This is a genomic window from Acidobacteriota bacterium, assembly GCA_020845575.1.
In the GTDB taxonomy this organism is placed as follows: Bacteria; Acidobacteriota; Vicinamibacteria; order Vicinamibacterales; family Vicinamibacteraceae; genus Luteitalea.
In genome coordinates this window covers 148,547-166,331 of sequence record JADLFL010000072.1, presented here as the reverse complement: position 1 = coordinate 166,331, position 17,785 = coordinate 148,547, and the positions used below count along the sequence as shown (strand labels likewise).

Annotated in this window: 15 protein-coding genes; 6 read left to right on the top strand and 9 right to left on the bottom strand. The window is 68.3% G+C overall.

Annotated elements, in window-relative coordinates; all coding sequences use genetic code 11:
- The coding region (locus tag IT182_18875; protein ID MCC6165414.1) for a hypothetical protein at positions 1-1,192 on the top strand (1,192 nt) is incomplete at its 5' end.
- A 57-nt stretch (positions 1,193-1,249) separates the two neighbouring features.
- Here IT182_18875 and IT182_18870 read toward each other — a convergent pair.
- From IT182_18870 to IT182_18845, 6 genes are all read right to left on the bottom strand, one after another.
- Positions 1,250-2,644 carry an aminopeptidase P family protein gene (locus tag IT182_18870; GenBank protein ID MCC6165413.1) on the bottom strand — a complete coding sequence of 465 codons (1,395 nt, stop codon included), beginning with the start codon at positions 2,642-2,644 and terminating at the stop codon, positions 1,250-1,252.
- A 62-nt stretch (positions 2,645-2,706) separates the two neighbouring features.
- Positions 2,707-3,819: a Gfo/Idh/MocA family oxidoreductase gene (locus tag IT182_18865; GenBank protein ID MCC6165412.1), complete on the bottom strand. Its 1,113-nt coding sequence runs from the start codon at positions 3,817-3,819 to the stop codon at positions 2,707-2,709.
- A 4-nt stretch (positions 3,820-3,823) separates the two neighbouring features.
- The gene (locus tag IT182_18860; protein MCC6165411.1) at positions 3,824-5,155 is read right to left on the bottom strand and encodes a Gfo/Idh/MocA family oxidoreductase; all 1,332 of its coding nucleotides are present in this window, start codon (positions 5,153-5,155) and stop codon (positions 3,824-3,826) included.
- Between the two features lie 7 nt (positions 5,156-5,162).
- The gene (locus tag IT182_18855) at positions 5,163-6,158 is read right to left on the bottom strand and encodes a PmoA family protein (GenBank protein ID MCC6165410.1); all 996 of its coding nucleotides are present in this window, start codon (positions 6,156-6,158) and stop codon (positions 5,163-5,165) included.
- Positions 6,155-7,183, bottom strand: coding sequence for a hypothetical protein (locus IT182_18850; protein MCC6165409.1), 1,029 nt, complete (start codon positions 7,181-7,183; stop codon positions 6,155-6,157). Before IT182_18850 ends, IT182_18855 begins: the two co-directional genes overlap by 4 nt.
- A 19-nt stretch (positions 7,184-7,202) precedes the next feature.
- Positions 7,203-7,955: a sugar isomerase domain-containing protein gene (locus tag IT182_18845; protein MCC6165408.1), complete on the bottom strand. Its 753-nt coding sequence runs from the start codon at positions 7,953-7,955 to the stop codon at positions 7,203-7,205.
- A gap of 69 nt (positions 7,956-8,024) precedes the next feature.
- Between IT182_18845 and IT182_18840 the strand changes: the two genes are divergently transcribed.
- The 3 genes from IT182_18840 (at position 8,025) to IT182_18830 (ending at position 10,859) form a co-directional block, all read left to right on the top strand.
- Positions 8,025-8,897: a helix-turn-helix transcriptional regulator gene (locus IT182_18840; protein ID MCC6165407.1), complete on the top strand. Its 873-nt coding sequence runs from the start codon at positions 8,025-8,027 to the stop codon at positions 8,895-8,897.
- 133 nt (positions 8,898-9,030) lie between these two features.
- On the top strand, positions 9,031-10,302 hold the full coding sequence (locus IT182_18835) for a HAMP domain-containing histidine kinase (GenBank protein ID MCC6165406.1): 1,272 nt from the start codon (positions 9,031-9,033) through the stop codon (positions 10,300-10,302).
- The gene (locus tag IT182_18830) at positions 10,299-10,859 is read left to right on the top strand and encodes a response regulator (GenBank protein ID MCC6165405.1); all 561 of its coding nucleotides are present in this window, start codon (positions 10,299-10,301) and stop codon (positions 10,857-10,859) included. Before IT182_18835 ends, IT182_18830 begins: the two co-directional genes overlap by 4 nt.
- 15 nt (positions 10,860-10,874) lie before the next feature.
- Here IT182_18830 and IT182_18825 read toward each other — a convergent pair whose 3' ends face one another.
- Together IT182_18825 and IT182_18820 are read right to left on the bottom strand one after the other, a co-directional pair.
- Positions 10,875-12,917, bottom strand: coding sequence for a TonB-dependent copper receptor (locus IT182_18825; protein ID MCC6165404.1), 2,043 nt, complete (start codon positions 12,915-12,917; stop codon positions 10,875-10,877).
- 239 nt (positions 12,918-13,156) lie between these two features.
- Positions 13,157-14,269: an alkaline phosphatase gene (locus tag IT182_18820; GenBank protein ID MCC6165403.1), complete on the bottom strand. Its 1,113-nt coding sequence runs from the start codon at positions 14,267-14,269 to the stop codon at positions 13,157-13,159.
- A gap of 144 nt (positions 14,270-14,413) precedes the next feature.
- On the opposite strand from IT182_18820, the gene IT182_18815 reads away from it, so the two are divergent.
- Together IT182_18815 and IT182_18810 are read left to right on the top strand one after the other, a co-directional pair.
- Positions 14,414-15,427: a PD40 domain-containing protein gene (locus IT182_18815; protein ID MCC6165402.1), complete on the top strand. Its 1,014-nt coding sequence runs from the start codon at positions 14,414-14,416 to the stop codon at positions 15,425-15,427.
- Positions 15,428-15,434: 7 nt separating this feature from the next.
- Positions 15,435-17,255 (top strand): M20/M25/M40 family metallo-hydrolase, encoded by a 1,821-nt coding sequence (locus IT182_18810; GenBank protein MCC6165401.1) that lies wholly within the window; start codon positions 15,435-15,437, stop codon positions 17,253-17,255.
- Between the two features lie 4 nt (positions 17,256-17,259).
- Here the strand turns inward: IT182_18810 and IT182_18805 are convergent, their stop codons facing one another.
- Positions 17,260-17,772, bottom strand: coding sequence for a GNAT family N-acetyltransferase (locus IT182_18805; protein ID MCC6165400.1), 513 nt, complete (start codon positions 17,770-17,772; stop codon positions 17,260-17,262).
- Positions 17,773-17,785: the final 13 nt, after the last annotated feature.

The window sequence follows — 17,785 nt, the reverse complement described above, 5'->3', positions numbered from 1 at the left end:
TGCCTGGCCGGTGCCCGCCGAGCCGTACCTCGACTGGGTCGTCGAAGACCGCTTCGCCGCCGGCCGGCCGGACTGGCACCTGGCCGGCGTGCGCTGCGTCGCCGCCGCGGCGGCGTGGGCGCGCGAGCGACTCGGTGCGGCCTGCGCGCTCGTCGCGCTGGCCATGGTGCTGCATCCGACGACGGGGTTGTGGTGGGCGGTGTGGCTGTCGACGGCGGCACTCGTCCTGCTGCCGCGCTACCGCGCGCGCTTGATGGCAGCAGGGACGGCCGCAGGCCTGGCGGCCGTCGCCGCGCTGTGGCTCACGCCCCTGGCAGAGGGCCTGCGGGTCATGGACGCCGCATGGGTGCGGCCGTTTGCCGCCAAGGACTACGTCTTCCCGACCGCATGGCCGGCGTCGGCGTGGCTTGTCAACCTCCTCCTGCCCGTCGTCATCGTTGGCGTCGTTGCGTGGCGGCGGCGGATAGGCATCGCCGCGCGCTGGGAAACGGGCATGGCGGCCGGGACCGTCGCGCTCACCGCGCTGTTCCTCGCGTCGCTGCCGCTGATTGCGGGCAGACTCGCGCTCGCCGTCCAGTTGCAGACGTCGCGGATCTTCTGGGTGCTCGACCTGTTTGCCGTCCTCGCTGTGACGTGGTTCGTAGCCGAGGGAGGGCGAGGCGCCACGGCCGCCCCCGGGAGGCCTGTGGGAAGCCCGTTCGGGGGGCCGTCCGCGATGGCCGGCTGGCGGCCGGCCGCGGTGGCGGTGACGCTGCTTGTCGCATCCGCGGCGCGCGGCACCTACATCATGCTCGTCGAGCATCCCGAGCGGTCGTTCGTGCAGGCCCGGCTCGAGGACACCGCGTGGGTGCGCATCGGCGGCTGGATCGCCGCCCGCACGCCGGTGGACACGTACGTGCTCGCCGATCCCGACCACGACTGGAAGTTCGGCCACAGCATGCGGTTGACGGCGCGGCGCGATGTCCTCGTCGAGGGTGTGAAGGACGCGGCGGTGTCCCTGTACGATCGCGACGTGGCCACGCGCGTCCAGGCCCGCATCGACGCCATCGGCGACTTCTCGGACCTCGATGCCGTCGAGGCCCGCGACCTCGCCCGCCGGTTCGATCTCGACGTGCTGGTCATCGACCGTGACCTGCCGCTCCGGGAACTCCACCGCGACGGGCGATTCCGCGTCTACGAGCTCGAGCCGTAGTCCTGAGGCGCGTTGATCGCGCCGCACACGTTCGGACTGGCCAGGCAGTCGCGATGCTCAGTGCACGAGGAAGAGCGCGTCCTGGCGACGCAGGGCCCAACGGATCCGGCCGCTCGCATCGATGATGGCGTCCTCTTCGAGTGCCATGCGCACCGGTTGACCGTCCCACTCCGCGACCGGCGTCGTCGCCTGCAACTCGATCGAGTACCACATGGACGGAATGACGCGCGCGTCGCCATTGCCGGGGACGCCGTCCTGGTAGTCCCAGAGGCCGATGAGCGGACCGGCGCCATGACCGTGCAGGCCGATGGCGTGTGCGTAGAACGTGCCGTCGATGCCGCGCTGCTGCATCCGCTGCCGGGCGCTCGAGAGGATCTCGTTGCCGGTGCGGCCCGGGCGAATCTCCTCCATGAGGATGTTCTGCATGGCGTTGCCATTGGCGAGTGCACGGACGAGACCCGCTGGTGCGGCCGTCTCTCCGGCACGCAAGACGTACGCGTTGTGCTGCGTGTCGGTGTTGAGGCGCGCGGACGTGATGCCCACGTCGCAATGCAGGACGTCGCCCCGCTCGATCACGGGATCGGCGCCGAGCTGCGCGGCCGACGCGCCCTTGCGCTGGACACTGACGCTCGGCTGGAACCACGTGCCGAGGCCGAGGTCGTTCACACGCTGCCGCCACCACCAGACGAGATCGCTCGTGCGCGTCGTGCCGGGCGTGATGGTCTTCGACGAGAACATCTCCTGCGTGAGCGACCAGACGAGTACCTGCATTCGCTCGAAGAACGCCTCTTCCTCGGGAAGTCGTACCGCCAGCAATTCGACGGGCAATCCCCCGGCGTCGCGCAATCGTGTCGTCCACGTGCTGCCGAGCGCGGCGGACATCCCCTGCAACTCGCCGCTCGACAGGCCGTCGGCGAAGGCGAACACCGTCGATCTGTTGATGCCGATGACGCGCGGCTGCCGCTCCTCGATCACGCGCGCGAGCACCTGCCATTGCTGGTCGCCCCACAACTCGGCCTGGACGCCGCGCCCCACGTCGCCGGCGGCCTTCGTCGTCGATCGGCGTGCCTGGAAGACGCCGCCCTGCGACGATCCGCCGAGCGCGATGCGTTCCACGCACGCCGGCGCGGGCGGTGCGTTGGTGGCGGCGCACCTGTCGAAGAAGACGTAGATGGTGCGGCGCCGCGCGGCGAACGTCTCCGGGCCGACGATCGCCTTGAAGACCGGATCTTCGTTGTACTCGCGCATCGACACCACCCACATGTCGATGCCGTGCTTGCGCAGGAGTCCCGGCAGGAACGTGTCGAGCCGCGCCTGGAGCCACTGCTGCTGCAGGACCGCCTGCTCACGCAGCGTGCCGAACGGGCGATCGGGCGATTGCGCCCACGCGGACACGCAGGCAAGCGGGCTCACGACGACACACGCGACCATCCATCGAATCAGCACCGTCATGCGCGCAATCCTATCGCGCCACCCGTTGCGTGCGCGTGGTTCAGGAGGCCACGGGCCATGTGTCACCTCAGCGAGGCCAGACGCACCGGTTGCGCATCGCGGTAACACGCCTGCGCCGCGAACACGACTTCGTGCGTCAGTGCGGCATCGTCGAGGTTGCAGTGGGAGTCGACGCCCTGCGTGAGGCACTCGACGAAGTGATCGAGTTGTGCCCGAAACGGATGATGGCTCACGTCGCTCGAGTCGGGGGGAGTACCTGAGAGGGGCTCCCACCCGGGCGCAGGGGGCGTGCCGGGCGACCACACGCGATTGTCGAGGAACGTGCCGCGGTCGCCGAACACGCGAACAGGGAACCGATACGGCATGATGCAGTCGGCGTTCACGCTGATCTTGCCGACGACGCCGTTGTCGAACGTCACCAGCGCCACTTCGAGTCCGTCGTACTCCATCGACGGCGCATCGTCCGACCATGTGTGCGTCACGGGGCTGTACTCGCGCGTCGTGCCCTTCCGATACCCGCCACGCACCGCGAACACCTCGACAGGCCTTGCGGCAGTGAACTCGCCGTCGGACGCGAACCACCTGAGAGCGTCCACGGCATGACAGCCGCCGACGAGCATGGCGCTGACGCCGCCCTCCACTGTGCGCGCGTCGTCCCACCCGGACCACCAGCTGCCGTTGTGACTGAGGTAGTCGGCTTCGACGTAGTACGGCCGCCCTATCACCCCCGCGTGCATGCGTCGCTTCATCTCGCGGAAGAGCGGGTTCCATCGCAGCACGAAGCTGACCACCGTTCGCACTCCGGCGTCGCGCACGGCCCGCTGCATCCGGCGCATGTCGGCGAGACTGTTGGCCACCGGCTTCTCGATGACGAGATGCTTGCCGGCACGGGCAGCCGCCACGACGTTCTCGGCGTGCAGATGCTGCGGCGTGCAGATACAGACGATGTCCACGCCGGGATGCGCCAGCGCGCGGGACAGGTCGGCATAGCAGGGCACATCGTCGAGGCCGGCCGCCGCGACCCGCTGCCGCGCGCTGTCGACGGTACGGCTCGACACCGCGACCACGCGCGTGAGGGCATGGGCGGCACACGCCGCCAGGTGCTGGCCGGCGACCCAGCCCGCGCCGTGCACCAGGACGCCGAATCGGGGCGCCTGACTCGAAACGGTCGACATCGGCTTACAGATACTGCGCCGGGAACGTCCACGGCGCGCGGTACTCGGGACGCGCCAGTCGTGCGGCTTCCGGATCGCCCACGATCCGTTCGGTGCGCGGGTCGAATCGCACCGAGCGGCCCAGACGATACGACAGGTTGGCCAGCGTGAGCGCGAGGTCCACCCTGTAGTGGTAGTCCGGACTGCAACTCGGCGTGGCTCGTGACTTCACGCAGTCGAGCCACTCGCGCTCGTGGCCGGGCGACGGTGGAATCGACTCCGGCGGCGGCGCTCCATCACGCAGGAGATCGCCCTCGCCAACGACCTCGTGCTTCGTGTAATTGCTGAAGAGCGTCCCGCGCAGGCCGTGGAAGTAGATGCCGAGCCGTCGATCGGGCACGCCGCGTCCGAAGTCGAACGCGAAGCTGTTGCACATGCTCATCGTCCAGGTCATGGTCAGCTTCGGATACTGCCAGACCACTTCCTGCACGTCTGGCGCGTCGCCGTCGCCGCCGACCATGTAGCGTCCGCCCGAACACGTGGTCACGAGCGGGACGCCGAGGTCGAGCGCCCACACGGGCAGGTCGATGATGTGCGGCGCCATTCCGGGCGTCCAGCCGCCGGAGTAGGCAAAGAACGAGCAGTGGTTGTAGCTGTCGGCGGCCAGCAGGGCGTTGTAGGGGATCGCCGGTCCTGGACCCAGCCAGCGGTCCCAGTCGAGATCGGCCGGCGCGGGCCCGACCGGTGCCGTCCCGATGCCATCCGGCCCCTGGTTCAGCACGTTCAGCGTACGCACCACGCCGATCGGTCCGAGTTGTCCGGAGCGAATCCGCTCCACCACGCGTCGATAGTTGTCGCTCGCGTGGATCTGCGTGCCGATCTGGCAGACGCGCTTGTGCCGCCTGACGGCGTTGCGGACGGCGAGCGTCTCGTCCGGGTACAGCGTCATCGGCTTCTGCAGATAGACGTCCTTGCCCGCCTCGAGGGCATGGATGGCCATCAGCGTGTGCCAGTGCGGCGGCGATGCGACGATCACGGCGTCCACGTCGCTGCGCGCCAGCAACTCGCGATGGTCACGGTACCCGCGCGCCGACGGATGTGTCGCAAGGATCGCATCGACCCGCTTCTGCCAGACGTCGCAAACGGCGGTCACCTGCACGTCGGGATGGATCGCGCAGTTGCGCAGGTTCGAGGTGCCCATGCCGTTGACGCCGATGATGCCCAGATTGATCCTGTCGCTCGGCGGTGGCGCCTGTCCGCGTCCCAGCGCTGACGCGGGAACGATGTATGGCGCCGCCACGACGGCGGCTGATGACTGGAGGAACTGGCGTCGCGAGGTGGTAGAGGTCGTCTTCATGAAGGGCTCACCCTTTCTGGAACGCGAGCCATTGCGTCCGGTACTCGGCATCCAGCGGCGAATCGCCCGCGCGCACCCACAGCCGGTACCGCAGCACCAGCGGTGTGTCGCGTTCGAGCGGATAGCGCGTCCCTGCGGCAGGAAACGTGGGCTGCAGCCACGGCAAATCCGGGAACTGGATGTAGTCGCCGGGATAGCCCGGGTTGTCGGCACGTTCGAAGATCGTGAGCGACGCAGGGGCTGACGCCCCACGCCACCTGCCCGCAGCCGTCTGCCAGGCCATGCGCACGGGTGTGCCGGGATCGTCGGCGTGATGCGACAGACGCAGGTCGCTCACCGGTGCGAGTCGCGTGTTCAACCCGCCGTAGGCGTTGGTGCCGCGTCGCGCGATGGTGACGCTCTCGGCCAGCGCCGCGAACGTGAACTGCAGATCGATGAACCTGCCGTGCGCTCCACGGCGGTGTACGTCGAGTCGCGCATGCTCCCGCACGATCGGCGTCACATCGTCCCAGCGCCACTCGTTCTCGGCCTCGATGGTCGCAACGGCGTCGCCCGTCGTCATGGTGAATCGACCGGTGGGCCGCGCGAACACGCGTTGCAACGCGTGCAGGTCACCCAGGTCGCCCTTGTACGTCACTTCGGGCCAGGCCCAGTAGATGCCGCGATGATGCGGGTGGTCCTTCGACCAGTCGTCGGTCATCGCGATGCCATCGAGGCCGTACAGCGGGTGGATGTAGTCGCTGCGCGGATGGCCGTACCGGCGCATGCTCTCGGCCTCGCGTGCGCCGAGCCCGCGACGCAGGGACTCGGGTACGGGCACCGTCGCGTAGTGGTACCGCAGGACGAGTGCCTCACCCTCTCGAACTGTCAGTCCGTTCTCGCCTTCGTCGCGCACCGTCAGGGGCGCACCCTGAGCGGTGAGCGGCGCGGCCAAGCCGGCTGCGAGCAGCGTGGACGCGTGCGTGAGCCAGGTGCGTCGATCGAATCGGGCCGGGCCGGTCATCGTCTCACCTCGGCGAAGGCCTCGCCAAGCGTGGCCCAGGCGAGATCGGGGTCGGGGGCTTCGAGGAACGTGCCCTTGCCGGCACGATACGTCCACGAGAAGATCGACTCGATGCCGGCCTCGGCGTAACAGCGCGCGATGTCCTTGATCACGGTGACGGGACGCGGGCTGTCGAAGTAGCTCATGATCCAGCGCTGCGGCACCTTGCCGTGCCGCCGTGCGAGGCTGACGGTCTTCTCTGCGAGCCGTCGGTGTACGTCGAGCGACACGTCGTAGCTCACCACGATCGACGTGGAGAAGATGTCGTACAGCGGGTTCGCGGCGATGCGTTCCCAGTCGTCGAAGCCACGCTGGTACGAGACGTAGTAGTTGTTCTCCGCCGGCAGGCTGCACTGCGTGATGCGCAGGCGGGGATTGCGCGCCTTGGCGATGCGCCCCGCCTCCGACAGCAGTTCGTTGGCCTGGTCGTGACGGAAGCGCCTGACGGTCTCGGTGAGGGTCTTCGGCATCTCGTACCCGTATCTGCGCCGGAAGATCTCCTGCGTGAGAGGGCTTCGGCACGACCAGTCCGCGGTGCTCTGATAGCCGACGGGATCGATGGGCATGGCGTAGTGCGGCTCGTCCCAGAAGAAGCCGTCGGCGTCGCAGTCGCGCGCCAGGCGGTCCACGATCTCCCAGACGTACTCGCGGAATGCCGGCGACGAGGGCGAGGCCGCGGCCAGTGGCTCGCCCGTCACCGCGGTCCACTGCCGGTCGTGCGGGTGGCACTCCTGCAGGAAGCGGCTCGGCGCTTCGCCCCCGAAGAACTTGCCGATGCCCCACGTGTTCAGGTACACGGTGAGCCCGGCCTTCTTTGCCTCGTCCACGATCCGCGGGATGTTGTGCGTCCAGAAGAAGATGTCGAACTCCGTGAGCGCGAGCAGCACCGCGGTGCAGTGATGCGCCTTCATCTCCTCGAAGTCGCGCCCCGCGTGCTCGGGATACGAGATGCCGTAGTAGCTGACGCCGGTTTCCTGGACGGCCACGACGTGATCCTCCGGTGCGTTACAGGAACTTGACGCGCGGGTTGTACCTGGCGCGCAGCGCGGCGTTGCAGGCATCGCCGCCTGCCACGTTCGCACTGCGCCAGACCGGCGGCGAGATACCCCGCGCCACGCACGCCTTGACGCACTCGATCTCGAGACGGTGCGCGATGTAGAAGTCGATGGTGCTCGAGATCCCGCTGATCGGCTGCGGGAAGCCCTCGATCTGGATCACCGTGTCGCCGAAGGGCACGTAGTCCTCGATGGCGACGTCGGCGACGTCGAAGAGGTGCTTGCCGCTTCGATGCCGCAGGGGAAAGTCCCGCGGCGTACACCGATCCCATTCACTCGACGAGATCCCCACGACGCGTGCGCCCTTCTCTTTCGCGCGCAGCGCGCAGTCGATGGTCGGCGGGTTGAATCCGTAGCTGTGGAAACACAGCAGGAGGTCGCCCTCGCCCAGGCCGTAGTAGTCCACCAGCGCGTCGCCCACGCCGTGCATCCGTTCGTGCGACAGATACATGTACGCGGGTGTCACCGGATGGATCGAGAAGTCGATCATCGGGCAGAGATTGGCGAGGCCGCCGGCACGCCAGAAGAGCTCCTGCATGACGAGGCACGTATGGCCGCCGCCGCCGAAGAGATAGATCAGGCGGTCGTCGGCCACCGCATCGGCCATCCAGCCGGCCGCCGTGGCGAGGGGCGCGCGCTGTTCCTCTTCGAACCGGGTGGCCAGCGCGTTGAACGTCTCGAGGAAGCGCGCGTCGTAGGACATGATGCGGCACATGCTGCCGCACGGATACGCATTTGACTTCGCAGGATGTGCGGTCAGACGATTTCACACATGACGACCCTCGATCTGGAGACGACGCCGGAGCGTGAGATCCGCGATCTCGCCGGCCTGGGCCTGCCGGGCGCCCGCGTGCTCGGGCGGTATCGATACCGGACGCCGCATACCCCCCTGCCGCCGCACCGGCATCGCGGGATGATCGAGATCTGCTATCTCCACAGGGGACGTCAGGGCTATGAGATGAGTGGCCGCCGCTACGACCTGCAGGGCGGCGAGGTGCTGGTCACCATGCCTGGCGAGTGGCACAGTACGGGTCCAGACCCCGAGAACCGGGGCGTCCTGTACTGGTTGATCCTGGCACCCGCCGCGGGACGCGGTCGCTTCCTCGGTCTGCCGCCAACCGATTCGACAGTACTCACGCGCGCGCTGCTCACGTTGCCGGCCCGCCACTTCCGTGCGCCGCGCGGCTGCCATGCGGCACTCGATGCCCTGCTCACGGGGACGCGTCGCACAGACGCGCTCGACGTCATCGCACGACGATGCGCGCTCGTCGCGCTGCTGCTGGACCTTGTCAGGGCCTCGGGCCGTCGTCGCATTCGGGGGGCGGACGAGTGGCTGGACCCGGTGCTGCACAGGATGCGGACGCAACTCGACCGAAACTGGCAGGTGCCGGACTTCGCTCGCGTCGCGGGGTTGTCGGTCTCGCACTTCACCGCTCGCTTCCGCGACGTCACGGGCACGGGACCAGCCGAGTACTTCCTCGGGTTGCGCATCGACGAGGCCAAGCGCCGTCTTGCCGACACGACAGCGTCGGTGACCCGCATCGCCTACGACCTGGGATTCGGGTCGTCGCAGAGCTTCGCGACGGCCTTCCATCGACTCGTCGGATGCGCGCCAAGCGCGCACCGCCGGGCCGCGGCGCGGTGATCGCTTCCCGTTTTGATGGATTCCGGACAGAGCCCGTCCAGTCGCTGACTGGCGCCATCCGCGGCGCGCGTCGGACGGAAAGCCCGCAGCATGGGCGGCGTCGTTGCCTGGCGAGTGGACGACAATGGTGGGCATGATCTCGCGCACGTCTCCTGTCGCTCCGGGCGTTGGCCTGCCGTGGCTGACGACGGCGCGCTGGGCAACGGCGTTCGCGCAGATCGGGGCCGGGCTGATGGCCACGCTCGTCCTCGACGTCTCCGTGCGCTGGTGGATCGTCGGCCTGGTCGTCGCGGTCACACTGGCGAGCAACGTGTGGTGGGCCAGCCGCGGCAGCGCTCGCGGCCCGGGACGTCTCGACCTGCCGGCCGGCTTGATTCTCGTCGACGTGGTCGGCCTGGCCGTCGTCCTGCTGGCTGCCGGTGGTCCGCTGAATCCCGTCAGCATCTACTTTCTCGTGCTCATCACGCAGGCCGCGTTCGTCCACGGCGCGCGCATCGCCGCGCTCGCGGCCGTTGTCGCGACGGTCGCGTATGGCACGCTGTTTGTGTCCACCGCGCCGGAACTGCGGGCCGCGATGGCCATGCACCCGGAAGTCGCTCAGCACTTCCAGGGCATGTTCTGGGCGTTCGCCGGTACCGCAGCGCTTGTCACGGTGTTCGTCACGCGCCTGGCGACGGCGGTCGCGGAACGCGACCGCGACGTGCGCGCCCTCGAAGCGCGACTGGCCGAGAGTGCGTCGCTGGCGCGCCTGGCGACGCTGGCCGCCGATGCGGCACACGAGCTCGCCACACCACTCGGGACGATCGTCCTCACGGCGAGTGAGTTGGAGCGCGATCTCGAACGAACGCCTCCCGATCTTGCGTCGGTGGTCGCCGATCTCCGGCTGATTTCGTCCGAGGGGCGGCGCTGTCGGGGACTGCTCGACGACCTCGCCGGGCGTGCGGGACAGGCTGCCGGCAGTGCCCTGCACACCACGACCCTCGATGCGGTGCTCGCCGATGCGCTCGCGGGCCTGCCGGCCGAACGCCGGTCGCGCGTCGACGTGGCGGTGCCGCCAGGTCTCGACGGATACTGGCCGGTGGAGGGCCTGGCACGCGCCATCCTCAACGTCGTGCGCAATGCGTTCGACGCGTCGCCCGACGACGGTCGCGTAACGATCGCGGGTCGTGCTGTTGGTGACCGCATATCGCTCGTGGTACGTGACAGCGGACGAGGCATGCGTGCCGACGAGCAGGCCCGTGCGTGCGAGCCATTCTTCACCACCAAACCCGGACAGGGCCGCGGCCTCGGTCTCTTCGTCGTGAAGCAGACGCTCGAGATGATCGGTGGCCGTCTCGACATCCGTTCCGTCGCCGGCACCGGCACCGAAGTGGAGATCGTCGTCCCGCGGGAGTTCGCGTCATGAACGATGCCGGACGCTCGGGGACACCGACGCTGGTCGTGGAAGACGATGAGCCGTTTCGCGGACGCCTCGTGCGCGCGCTGCGCGACCGCGGCATGGACGTCATCGAAGCCGGGACTCTCGACGGGGCTCGTGAGGCCCTGGTCACATGCCAGCCGTCGTCCATCCTCCTGGACCTGCGGCTCGGCAACGTGTGGACGCTCGACTTCATCGACGAGTTGCGGACTCGGAGTCCAGAGGTCGTCGTAGTGGTCCTGACCGGCTATGGGAGCATCGCCACGGCAGTCGAGGCCGTGCGCCGCGGAGCAAGGTCGTACCTGACCAAGCCCGTCGAGATCGCAGACGTCGTCGCGGCGCTCGGTGGCGGCGGGACGGACACCGGATTGGACGACGATGCCGGCACCGGCGTGAAGCCGATGTCGTTGGCGCGGCTCGAGTGGGAACACATCAACCGCGTGCTCACCGAATGCGACGGGAACGTATCGGAGGCCGCACGCGTGCTCGGCTTGCACCGCCGCTCGCTGCAACGCAAGTTGGCGAAGTTCCCGATGCCGCGCTGAACGGCGCCGCGTCGGCTACTTCCGAACGCTCAGTCGCACCCACCACGTCCGTCCCGGCTCGCGGATCTGTCGCGTCTGGAGCGCGAAGCCGGGTACCGACGCTCCCTGCCGGCTGATGTGCTCGGCGTAGCTCGCATCGAGCGCGTTGTCCACTCCCGCTGCAAGCGCTACGGCCGACGTCAACCGCCAGCCCGCATTGACCGAGACAACAGCGAACGCGGGCGTCGCGGTGATGTCCTGGCCGACGATCGTTCCCTGACCCCGCGCCACGCGCCGCTGCGCCGCCATGGCGCGCACGAGTCCGCCGATCGACAGGCGTTCGCCCGTCCATGCGAGGCTGACGCGTCCGTCGAGCGGTGGCGTCTGCGCGAGCGGGAGGCCATCGGTGCGGTTGTCGCCACGAACCGCTGCCATCGACGCGTCCGTTGTCAGCCGGCCCAGCGTGTGCGTCATCCCGGCCTCGAGCCCGCGCGTTCGCGCCTCGATGTTGCGCGCCACGGTCGTCGTCCTGACGCTCGATGCCGCCGTGCCCGTCCCCATGGGCTGCCCCATGGACATCGTCGCCGTGGCCTTGGTGACGCCTGACTGGATCAGGATGAAGTCATCAACGCGATTGACGAACGTCGAAATCCAGGCCGACGTTCGTCCGCGCCGGAGTTGCACGCCGGCATCGACCTGCGTGGTGCGCTCCGGCTCGATGTCGAAGGCCGAGAGCGAAGTCATCGACTCGCGCGTGACGAGTTCCCAGTAGTCGGGAAAGCGCTGGACGTGTCCGAGCCCGACAAACGCCGTGATGGGCAGCGTGCCGAGTCGCTGCTCGATGCGCCCGAAGGCACTGGGGAGCGTGTCGGTGCGCCGCAGGCCGGCAGTCGGATTGTCCAGCATGGGGCCCATCATCCCGAGAGTGAGACGCTCGCGACGGTCTTCACCGGTCGCGCGGTCGACGCGAGCGCCGAACGCGGCCATTGTCGTTGGACGCGCCTGGAGGTTGCCTTCCACGAAGGCTCCCGCTGATGTGAAACGGGCGTCGGAGACGCGCGGGAGACTGTCGTACGGTGTGACGTCCTGCCGCATCGTCGACCGGTTCGAGTGCGTGTTGACCTGGAGGTCCGTGCCCACCTCCCAGGTCGTACGCACGCCCAGCCACCGCGTGTTGACGCGGCCACCCCAGGTCGTGCGATCGGGGTTCATCGCCGACCCGCCGGGCGCCATGTCCGTCGGCACGAACGGTCGGAGCGTGTAGTTGTCCATCACGTGGTCGATGTAGTTGTACGCGGCCGACGCCTCGATGCGATCGAGGGCTGCGCCGGGCCGCTGTCGCTCGCCGCGGACGCCCACGCCCTGGCGCAGGAACTTCGATCCGTCGACGCCCCGGTCGGCATACGCTGCCCGTCCATCGCTACCCGCCGCACTCACTTCGAGCAGCGTGCGCGCGTCGGGTGTCCAGCCTGCGGCCACATCGGCGTTCCATCGCAGGTAGTGCGAGTGAACGGGTTCTCCGCCGCCGCCGCTGTAGTCGTCCATCGCCGACCGGCTGCCGGCCGCGCGAACGTAGAAGCGTGGTGTGCCCGCCCGGATGTCTGCCACCTGATCGTTCCGGCCCCAGCTCCCTCCGAGCACGCTGGCCTGACCAAGCCAGCCCGGCGCAGACAGGGGCGTTCTCTCCCGCTCGAAGCGTACCGTCGCCGCAGAGCCGGGCGCCCCGTACTTCACGGTCTGCGGTCCCTTGACGATGGTGATGCGATCGAAGGTCTCGGGGAACACGTACGCCGTCGGCGTATCCATCCTGGAGGAACACCCGCCGAGCAGCAACGCGTCGTCCACGAGAATCGACACGCGCGAGCCCGCCATGCCGCGGAACACGGGATCGCCGGCCGAACCGCCCTTGCGGACTGTCGAGAACCCGGCCACCGTGTCGAGATAGTCGGCGCCATCATGCGCCGGCATCGGCTGACGCGGCTGTCGAGGATCGACGGCGACCGAAACCGGAGCCACCGGAGCGGTGCCGGTGACGACCACGTGTTCGTCGACGGCGACCGGCGACGTCGGGGGTGACATCGGAGCCTGTGCGTGTGCCGGAACGGAGGGGCTCCGGGACCCGGTTTGCGCGGCGGTCGTGGCGGCGGTCACGGCCCATATGGCCGCGACCCAGAAGGTCTTTCGTCGAACGTACACCGACTTCCTCGGCTTTCGCGGGCGACGCGACACGAAGGCGCGCTCGTGAGTCTCAGCCTACCGGCCGATCGCTCGCATGACCATGCGGCAAGATGTCGCAGGCGCCGGGTGACGCGTGCGCCTTACGGTGTCCAGCCGAAGGCGTCGAGCATCACGCGGAAGAGGTCGGTGTTCTTCATGAATCCCTTCACGCGCGCGGCGCCCGGACCCCGGGCTGCGACGACCACCGGTTCACCCGTGTGCGCGTTGTCCACGCGCACCGTGTCGATGCGGAAGTCGCGGCGCTTCTCCTCGGCGGCCTTCGCCTGTGCGTCATCGGCGCCCGCGAGGAACTCGTTGCCGACCCGCCCGCCGCGCACCTGGATGTCGAACGAGTGATCGGCGGTGAAGAGCAGCAGCGTGTCGCTGCCGACGAGCCGCGACGTGTGCTCGACGGCCTTGTCCATCACGACCATGCGATCCAGGCCCGCACGCAGGTTGTTGGTGTGCGTGTCGACCTCGACCATCAGGAAGTACCCCTTCGGGTTCTTCGACAGGATGCGGTGGGCGGCGTCGATCGCCGCGATCACGTCGAACGTGTTGGTCTCGAACAGCACGATGGTCCGGCTGGCGTCTGGCGGGATCTGATCCAGCGACGACAGGATGGGCCGACCGTGCCGTTGGCCGAGTGCGTCGAGATCGAGCCCGGCAGCCGACAGGGCCTTCGTGATGCCTGGCCGTCCCGACCCGATCATCACGTCGACGCCGTCGCCGAAGCGTGGTGCGAACGCCTGCTGGAAGATCTCCGCAGACTTGCCGCGGTCGTTCGCGTGCGCGTAGGTCGATGCCGGCGTGGCACCGGTCAACGAATCGTTCGAGATGACGCCCGTCGACAGGCCGCGTTCCTCGGCGTATTCGAGGATGGTCTTGAGCGGAGTGCCATCCTGCTTGCCGCGCACCGCATCCGCACCCTGCGCGACGACGCCGCTGTGCGTACGCACGCCCGTGACGATGGCCGTCATCCCGGCAGAGGAGTCGGTGACCAGTGACGAGGCGTTGGTCGTGTCGGACAGGCCGATGTACGGCAGCTGCTGGAGGAACAGGCGATTCTGCTCGCCGTGCGCGTGCAGGCTCGCCGACGCGATCGTCGAGAGGCCGCCGGCGTCGGCAAGGAACAGGACGACGTTCTTCGCGCGGTCCTGTGCAGACAGCGTGAGCGGGACCAGCAGGGCAAGCGTGACAACAAGGATGCGCATGATCGGGAAGTGTAGTCCCCCCTCCCGTTGCCCTAGAATGGCCGGGTGTACAGAGTTCTGCTGACCCGTCTCCTGGTTTTCGTGTTGTTGGCCTCCGCCGCTCCAGGTGCGCAGGCGCCCGACGGCTACCAGGAACGCGATTTCATGAGCCGCATCAGGCGGCTGACGGTGGAAGGGCGGCGGGCCGGCGAAGGCTACTGGTCGCCCGACGGGAAGCGCCTCGTGTTCCAGAGCGAGCGCGAACCGGGCAACCCGTTCTACCAGATCTACACGATGGACCTGGCCACCGGCGACACTGCGCGCATCTCGCCCGGCATCGGCAAGACGACGTGCGCCTTCTTCAGGCCGGGCAGCGACCAGATCCTGTTCGGCTCGACGCACCACGATCCGAAATCGAAGCAGTACCAGGACGACGAGCTGGCCTTCCGTGCCTCGGGCAAGGAGCGCCGCTACGCCTGGGACTACGACCCGGAGATGGACATCTACGCGTACAGCGAAGGCACGAAGACGCTGACGCGCCTCACCAACGTCCGCGGTTACGACGCCGAGGCCGGCTACTCACCGGACGGCCAGTGGATCGTGTTCTCCTCCACGCGCTCGGCGTACGACCACGAACTGTCCGACACCGAGCAGAAGCAACTGGCTACCGATCCGAGCTGGTTCGGCGAGATCTACATCATGAAGGCCGACGGCTCGGACCAGCGCCGGCTGACAACGGCGCCGGGGTACGACGGCGGGCCCTTCTTCACGCCCGACGGCAAGAGGATCCTGTGGCGTCGCTTCGACGAACAGGGCCTTGTCGCCGACATCTGGACGATGAACCTCGATGGCAGCGACAAGCGCCAGATCACGAACTTCAACTCGATGAGCTGGGCACCGTACATGCACGCCTCAGGCGAGTACATCCTGTTTGCCTCGAACAAGCTCGGATTCGAGAACTTCGAGATCTTCATCGTCGATGCGGCCGGCACGAAGGAGCCGGTGCGCGTCACCTATACCGACGGCTTCGACGGCCTGCCGGTGCCCTCACCCGACGGCACGCAGATCGCGTTCACCTCGTCGCGCAGCGGCAGCGGCGCCGGGCAGATCTTCCTCGCCCGGTGGAACCACGAGAAGGCGCTCGACGCGATTCGCAACGCCCCCCTACGAAAGAACTGAGATCGTCATGAACATCCTGCGCGCGCGCAACGCCGCCCTGTCACTCGTCGCGGCGGCACTGGTTGCTGCTCCCCTTCCGGTTACCGCCCAGGCCGTCGCCACGGCGTCGCGCACGCGCGCCGACGTCGAGGTGCTCGCCTCCGAGCGTCTGGCAGGACGACAGGCAGGCTCCGAAGGGGCACGCCTGGCCGCCGACTACCTGGTGAGCGAACTGAAGAAGATGGGCGCGCAGCCGTTGCCCGGGCAGGCGGACTTCCGGCTGCCATTCAGCTTCACGGCGGGCGTGAAGGACGGCGGCTCCGCGGTACGTGTTGCGGCCGAGACCTTCGACACGCCGGCAGACGTGCAGGCGTTGTCCTTCTCGGACAACGGCGAGGTGAGCGGCCCCGTCGTGTTCGCGGGGTACGGCCTCGTCATCCCCGCGTCGCAGAACTTCGGGTACGACAGTTACGCCACGCTCGACGTCAAGGACAAGATCGTCATCGTCTTCCGGTACTTCCCCGAGGACGCCGACGAGAAAACGCGCGCGATCCTGGCGCGCTACGCCGACCTGCGCTACAAGGCGATGCAGGCACGGCAGCGCGGCGCGAAGGCGCTGCTCGTTGTCACGGGACCGCGCTCGCCCAACGCCGGCGAGACGATTCCCATGAGTTTCGACACGGCGCTCGCGGGTTCGGGCATTGTCGCCGCCAGTATCTCGGGCAACGTCGCGAAGGGTCTCTTCGCCGGCGCCGGCAAGGGCTCGCTCGAAGAGATCCAGCAGTCGTTCGATTCGGCCAATCCGCACACCACGGGATTCGCGTTGCCTGACGTGACGCTGACGCTGAAGACCAACGTGGTACGCGAGAAGCAGGAAGGTTTCAACGTTGCCGGCTATCTGCCGGCCACGGCACGCATCGCGCTGCCCAAGCCGTGGGTGGTGCTCGGCGCGCACTACGATCACCTGGGACGCGGCAGCCACGGCAACTCGCTGGCACCCAAGGACGCCGCCGGTGCGATTCACCACGGCGCCGACGACAACGCGTCCGGCACGGCGGCGGTGCTCGCGGCGGGGCGTGACCTGTCGAAGGCGCAGCGCGCGCGCCACGTGCTGCTGGCCTTCTGGTCCGCGGAGGAGATCGGTCTCATCGGATCGAACGCGTTCGTCAACACGCCGCCCGTGCCGGTGGAGCAGATGGCCGCGTACTTCAACTTCGACATGGTGGGCCGGATGCAGGACAACAAGCTCACCGTGCAGGCGGTGGGCACCAGTCCGGGCTGGCGCGCGGCGCTCGAGCGCGCCAACGTTGCCGCGGGGTTCGACCTGGTGCTGCAGGACGATCCGTATCAGCCCACCGACGTGGCCAGTTTCAATGCCGTCAGCGTGCCCAGCCTGGCGTTCTTCACCGGCACGCACGTGGACTATCACAAGCCGAGCGACACGGCCGACAAGATCAACTACGAGGATCTCGATCGCATCGTCGACTTCGCCGTGACGCTGGCGTCGCGCGTGGGACAGCAGCACGAGACGCTCGCATTCGCCAAGGTGGAGCAGACGCAGCAGGCCGGCGGCCGCTCCGGCGTGCGCATCTTCACGGGCACCATTCCCGACTACGCCACTGACGCCAAGGGATTGCTGCTCGGCGGCGTCGTCGGTGGTGGTCCCGCCGAACAGGCCGGCCTGCAGAAGGGCGACCTCCTCGTCCAGATCGGCGAGCAGACGATCGCCAACATCTACGACTATACGTATGCGCTCGATGTGCTGAAGGTCGGCGTGCCCGTGAAACTCGTCTACATGCGTGGCGGCGAGCGCCACGAGACGACGCTCACGCCGGCGGCGAGGAAGTAAGGGACTACTGAGGTTCCCGCCGCAGGATGAACTCCCGATCCCGCGTGCGGCCGACGGGGAACAGGTACTCGCCGGCCTTGCTGAAGCCGTAGCGCGCGTAGAAGCGCTGCGCGCCGACGTTCTCGGACCACACGCCGAGCCACAGCGTGCGCGGGCCGTCGCGCAGCAGCCAGTCCATCGCCGTCTGCATCAGGCGGGTGCCGTGTCCGGTGCCCTGGAGCCCGCGAACCACATACAGGCGCTTGAGCTCCCCATCGCCGCTCGCGACCTCCCGATGCGGCAGGCCGCACGGGCCGGCAGCGGCATGGCCCACCGCCTCGCCGTCGTGCTCCAGCAGCCACACGGCGTAGTCAGGATCGGCAAGGATGCCGCGCTGTGCCTTTATCGCGTAGGCCTCGTCGAGGAACGCCCGCAGGTCGTCCGGCGGATAGAGGTGGCCAAACGTCTCGGTGAACGTGCGCGCCGCCAGTTGCGAGAGCAACGCGGCATCATCGGGCACGGCGCGGCGGATTTCCATCTGATACTGTTGC

Bases quoted from the DNA above. Each gene is read 5' to 3' on its own strand.
- IT182_18805 (MCC6165400.1), bottom strand. From the start codon at position 17,772: ATGGAAATCCGCCGCGCCGTGCCCGATGATGCCGCGTTGCTCTCGCAA.
- IT182_18820 (MCC6165403.1), bottom strand. From the start codon at position 14,269: ATGCGCATCCTTGTTGTCACGCTTGCCCTGCTGGTCCCGCTCACGCTG.
- IT182_18810 (MCC6165401.1), top strand. From the start codon at position 15,435: ATGAACATCCTGCGCGCGCGCAACGCCGCCCTGTCACTCGTCGCGGCG.
- IT182_18845 (MCC6165408.1), bottom strand. From the start codon at position 7,955: ATGTCCTACGACGCGCGCTTCCTCGAGACGTTCAACGCGCTGGCCACC.
- IT182_18835 (MCC6165406.1), top strand. From the start codon at position 9,031: ATGATCTCGCGCACGTCTCCTGTCGCTCCGGGCGTTGGCCTGCCGTGG.
- IT182_18860 (MCC6165411.1), bottom strand. From the start codon at position 5,155: ATGAAGACGACCTCTACCACCTCGCGACGCCAGTTCCTCCAGTCATCA.
- IT182_18815 (MCC6165402.1), top strand. From the start codon at position 14,414: ATGAGCCGCATCAGGCGGCTGACGGTGGAAGGGCGGCGGGCCGGCGAA.
- IT182_18830 (MCC6165405.1), top strand. From the start codon at position 10,299: ATGAACGATGCCGGACGCTCGGGGACACCGACGCTGGTCGTGGAAGAC.
- IT182_18840 (MCC6165407.1), top strand. From the start codon at position 8,025: ATGACGACCCTCGATCTGGAGACGACGCCGGAGCGTGAGATCCGCGAT.
- IT182_18865 (MCC6165412.1), bottom strand. From the start codon at position 3,819: ATGTCGACCGTTTCGAGTCAGGCGCCCCGATTCGGCGTCCTGGTGCAC.
- IT182_18870 (MCC6165413.1), bottom strand. From the start codon at position 2,644: ATGACGGTGCTGATTCGATGGATGGTCGCGTGTGTCGTCGTGAGCCCG.
- IT182_18855 (MCC6165410.1), bottom strand. From the start codon at position 6,158: ATGACCGGCCCGGCCCGATTCGATCGACGCACCTGGCTCACGCACGCG.
- IT182_18825 (MCC6165404.1), bottom strand. From the start codon at position 12,917: ATGTCACCCCCGACGTCGCCGGTCGCCGTCGACGAACACGTGGTCGTC.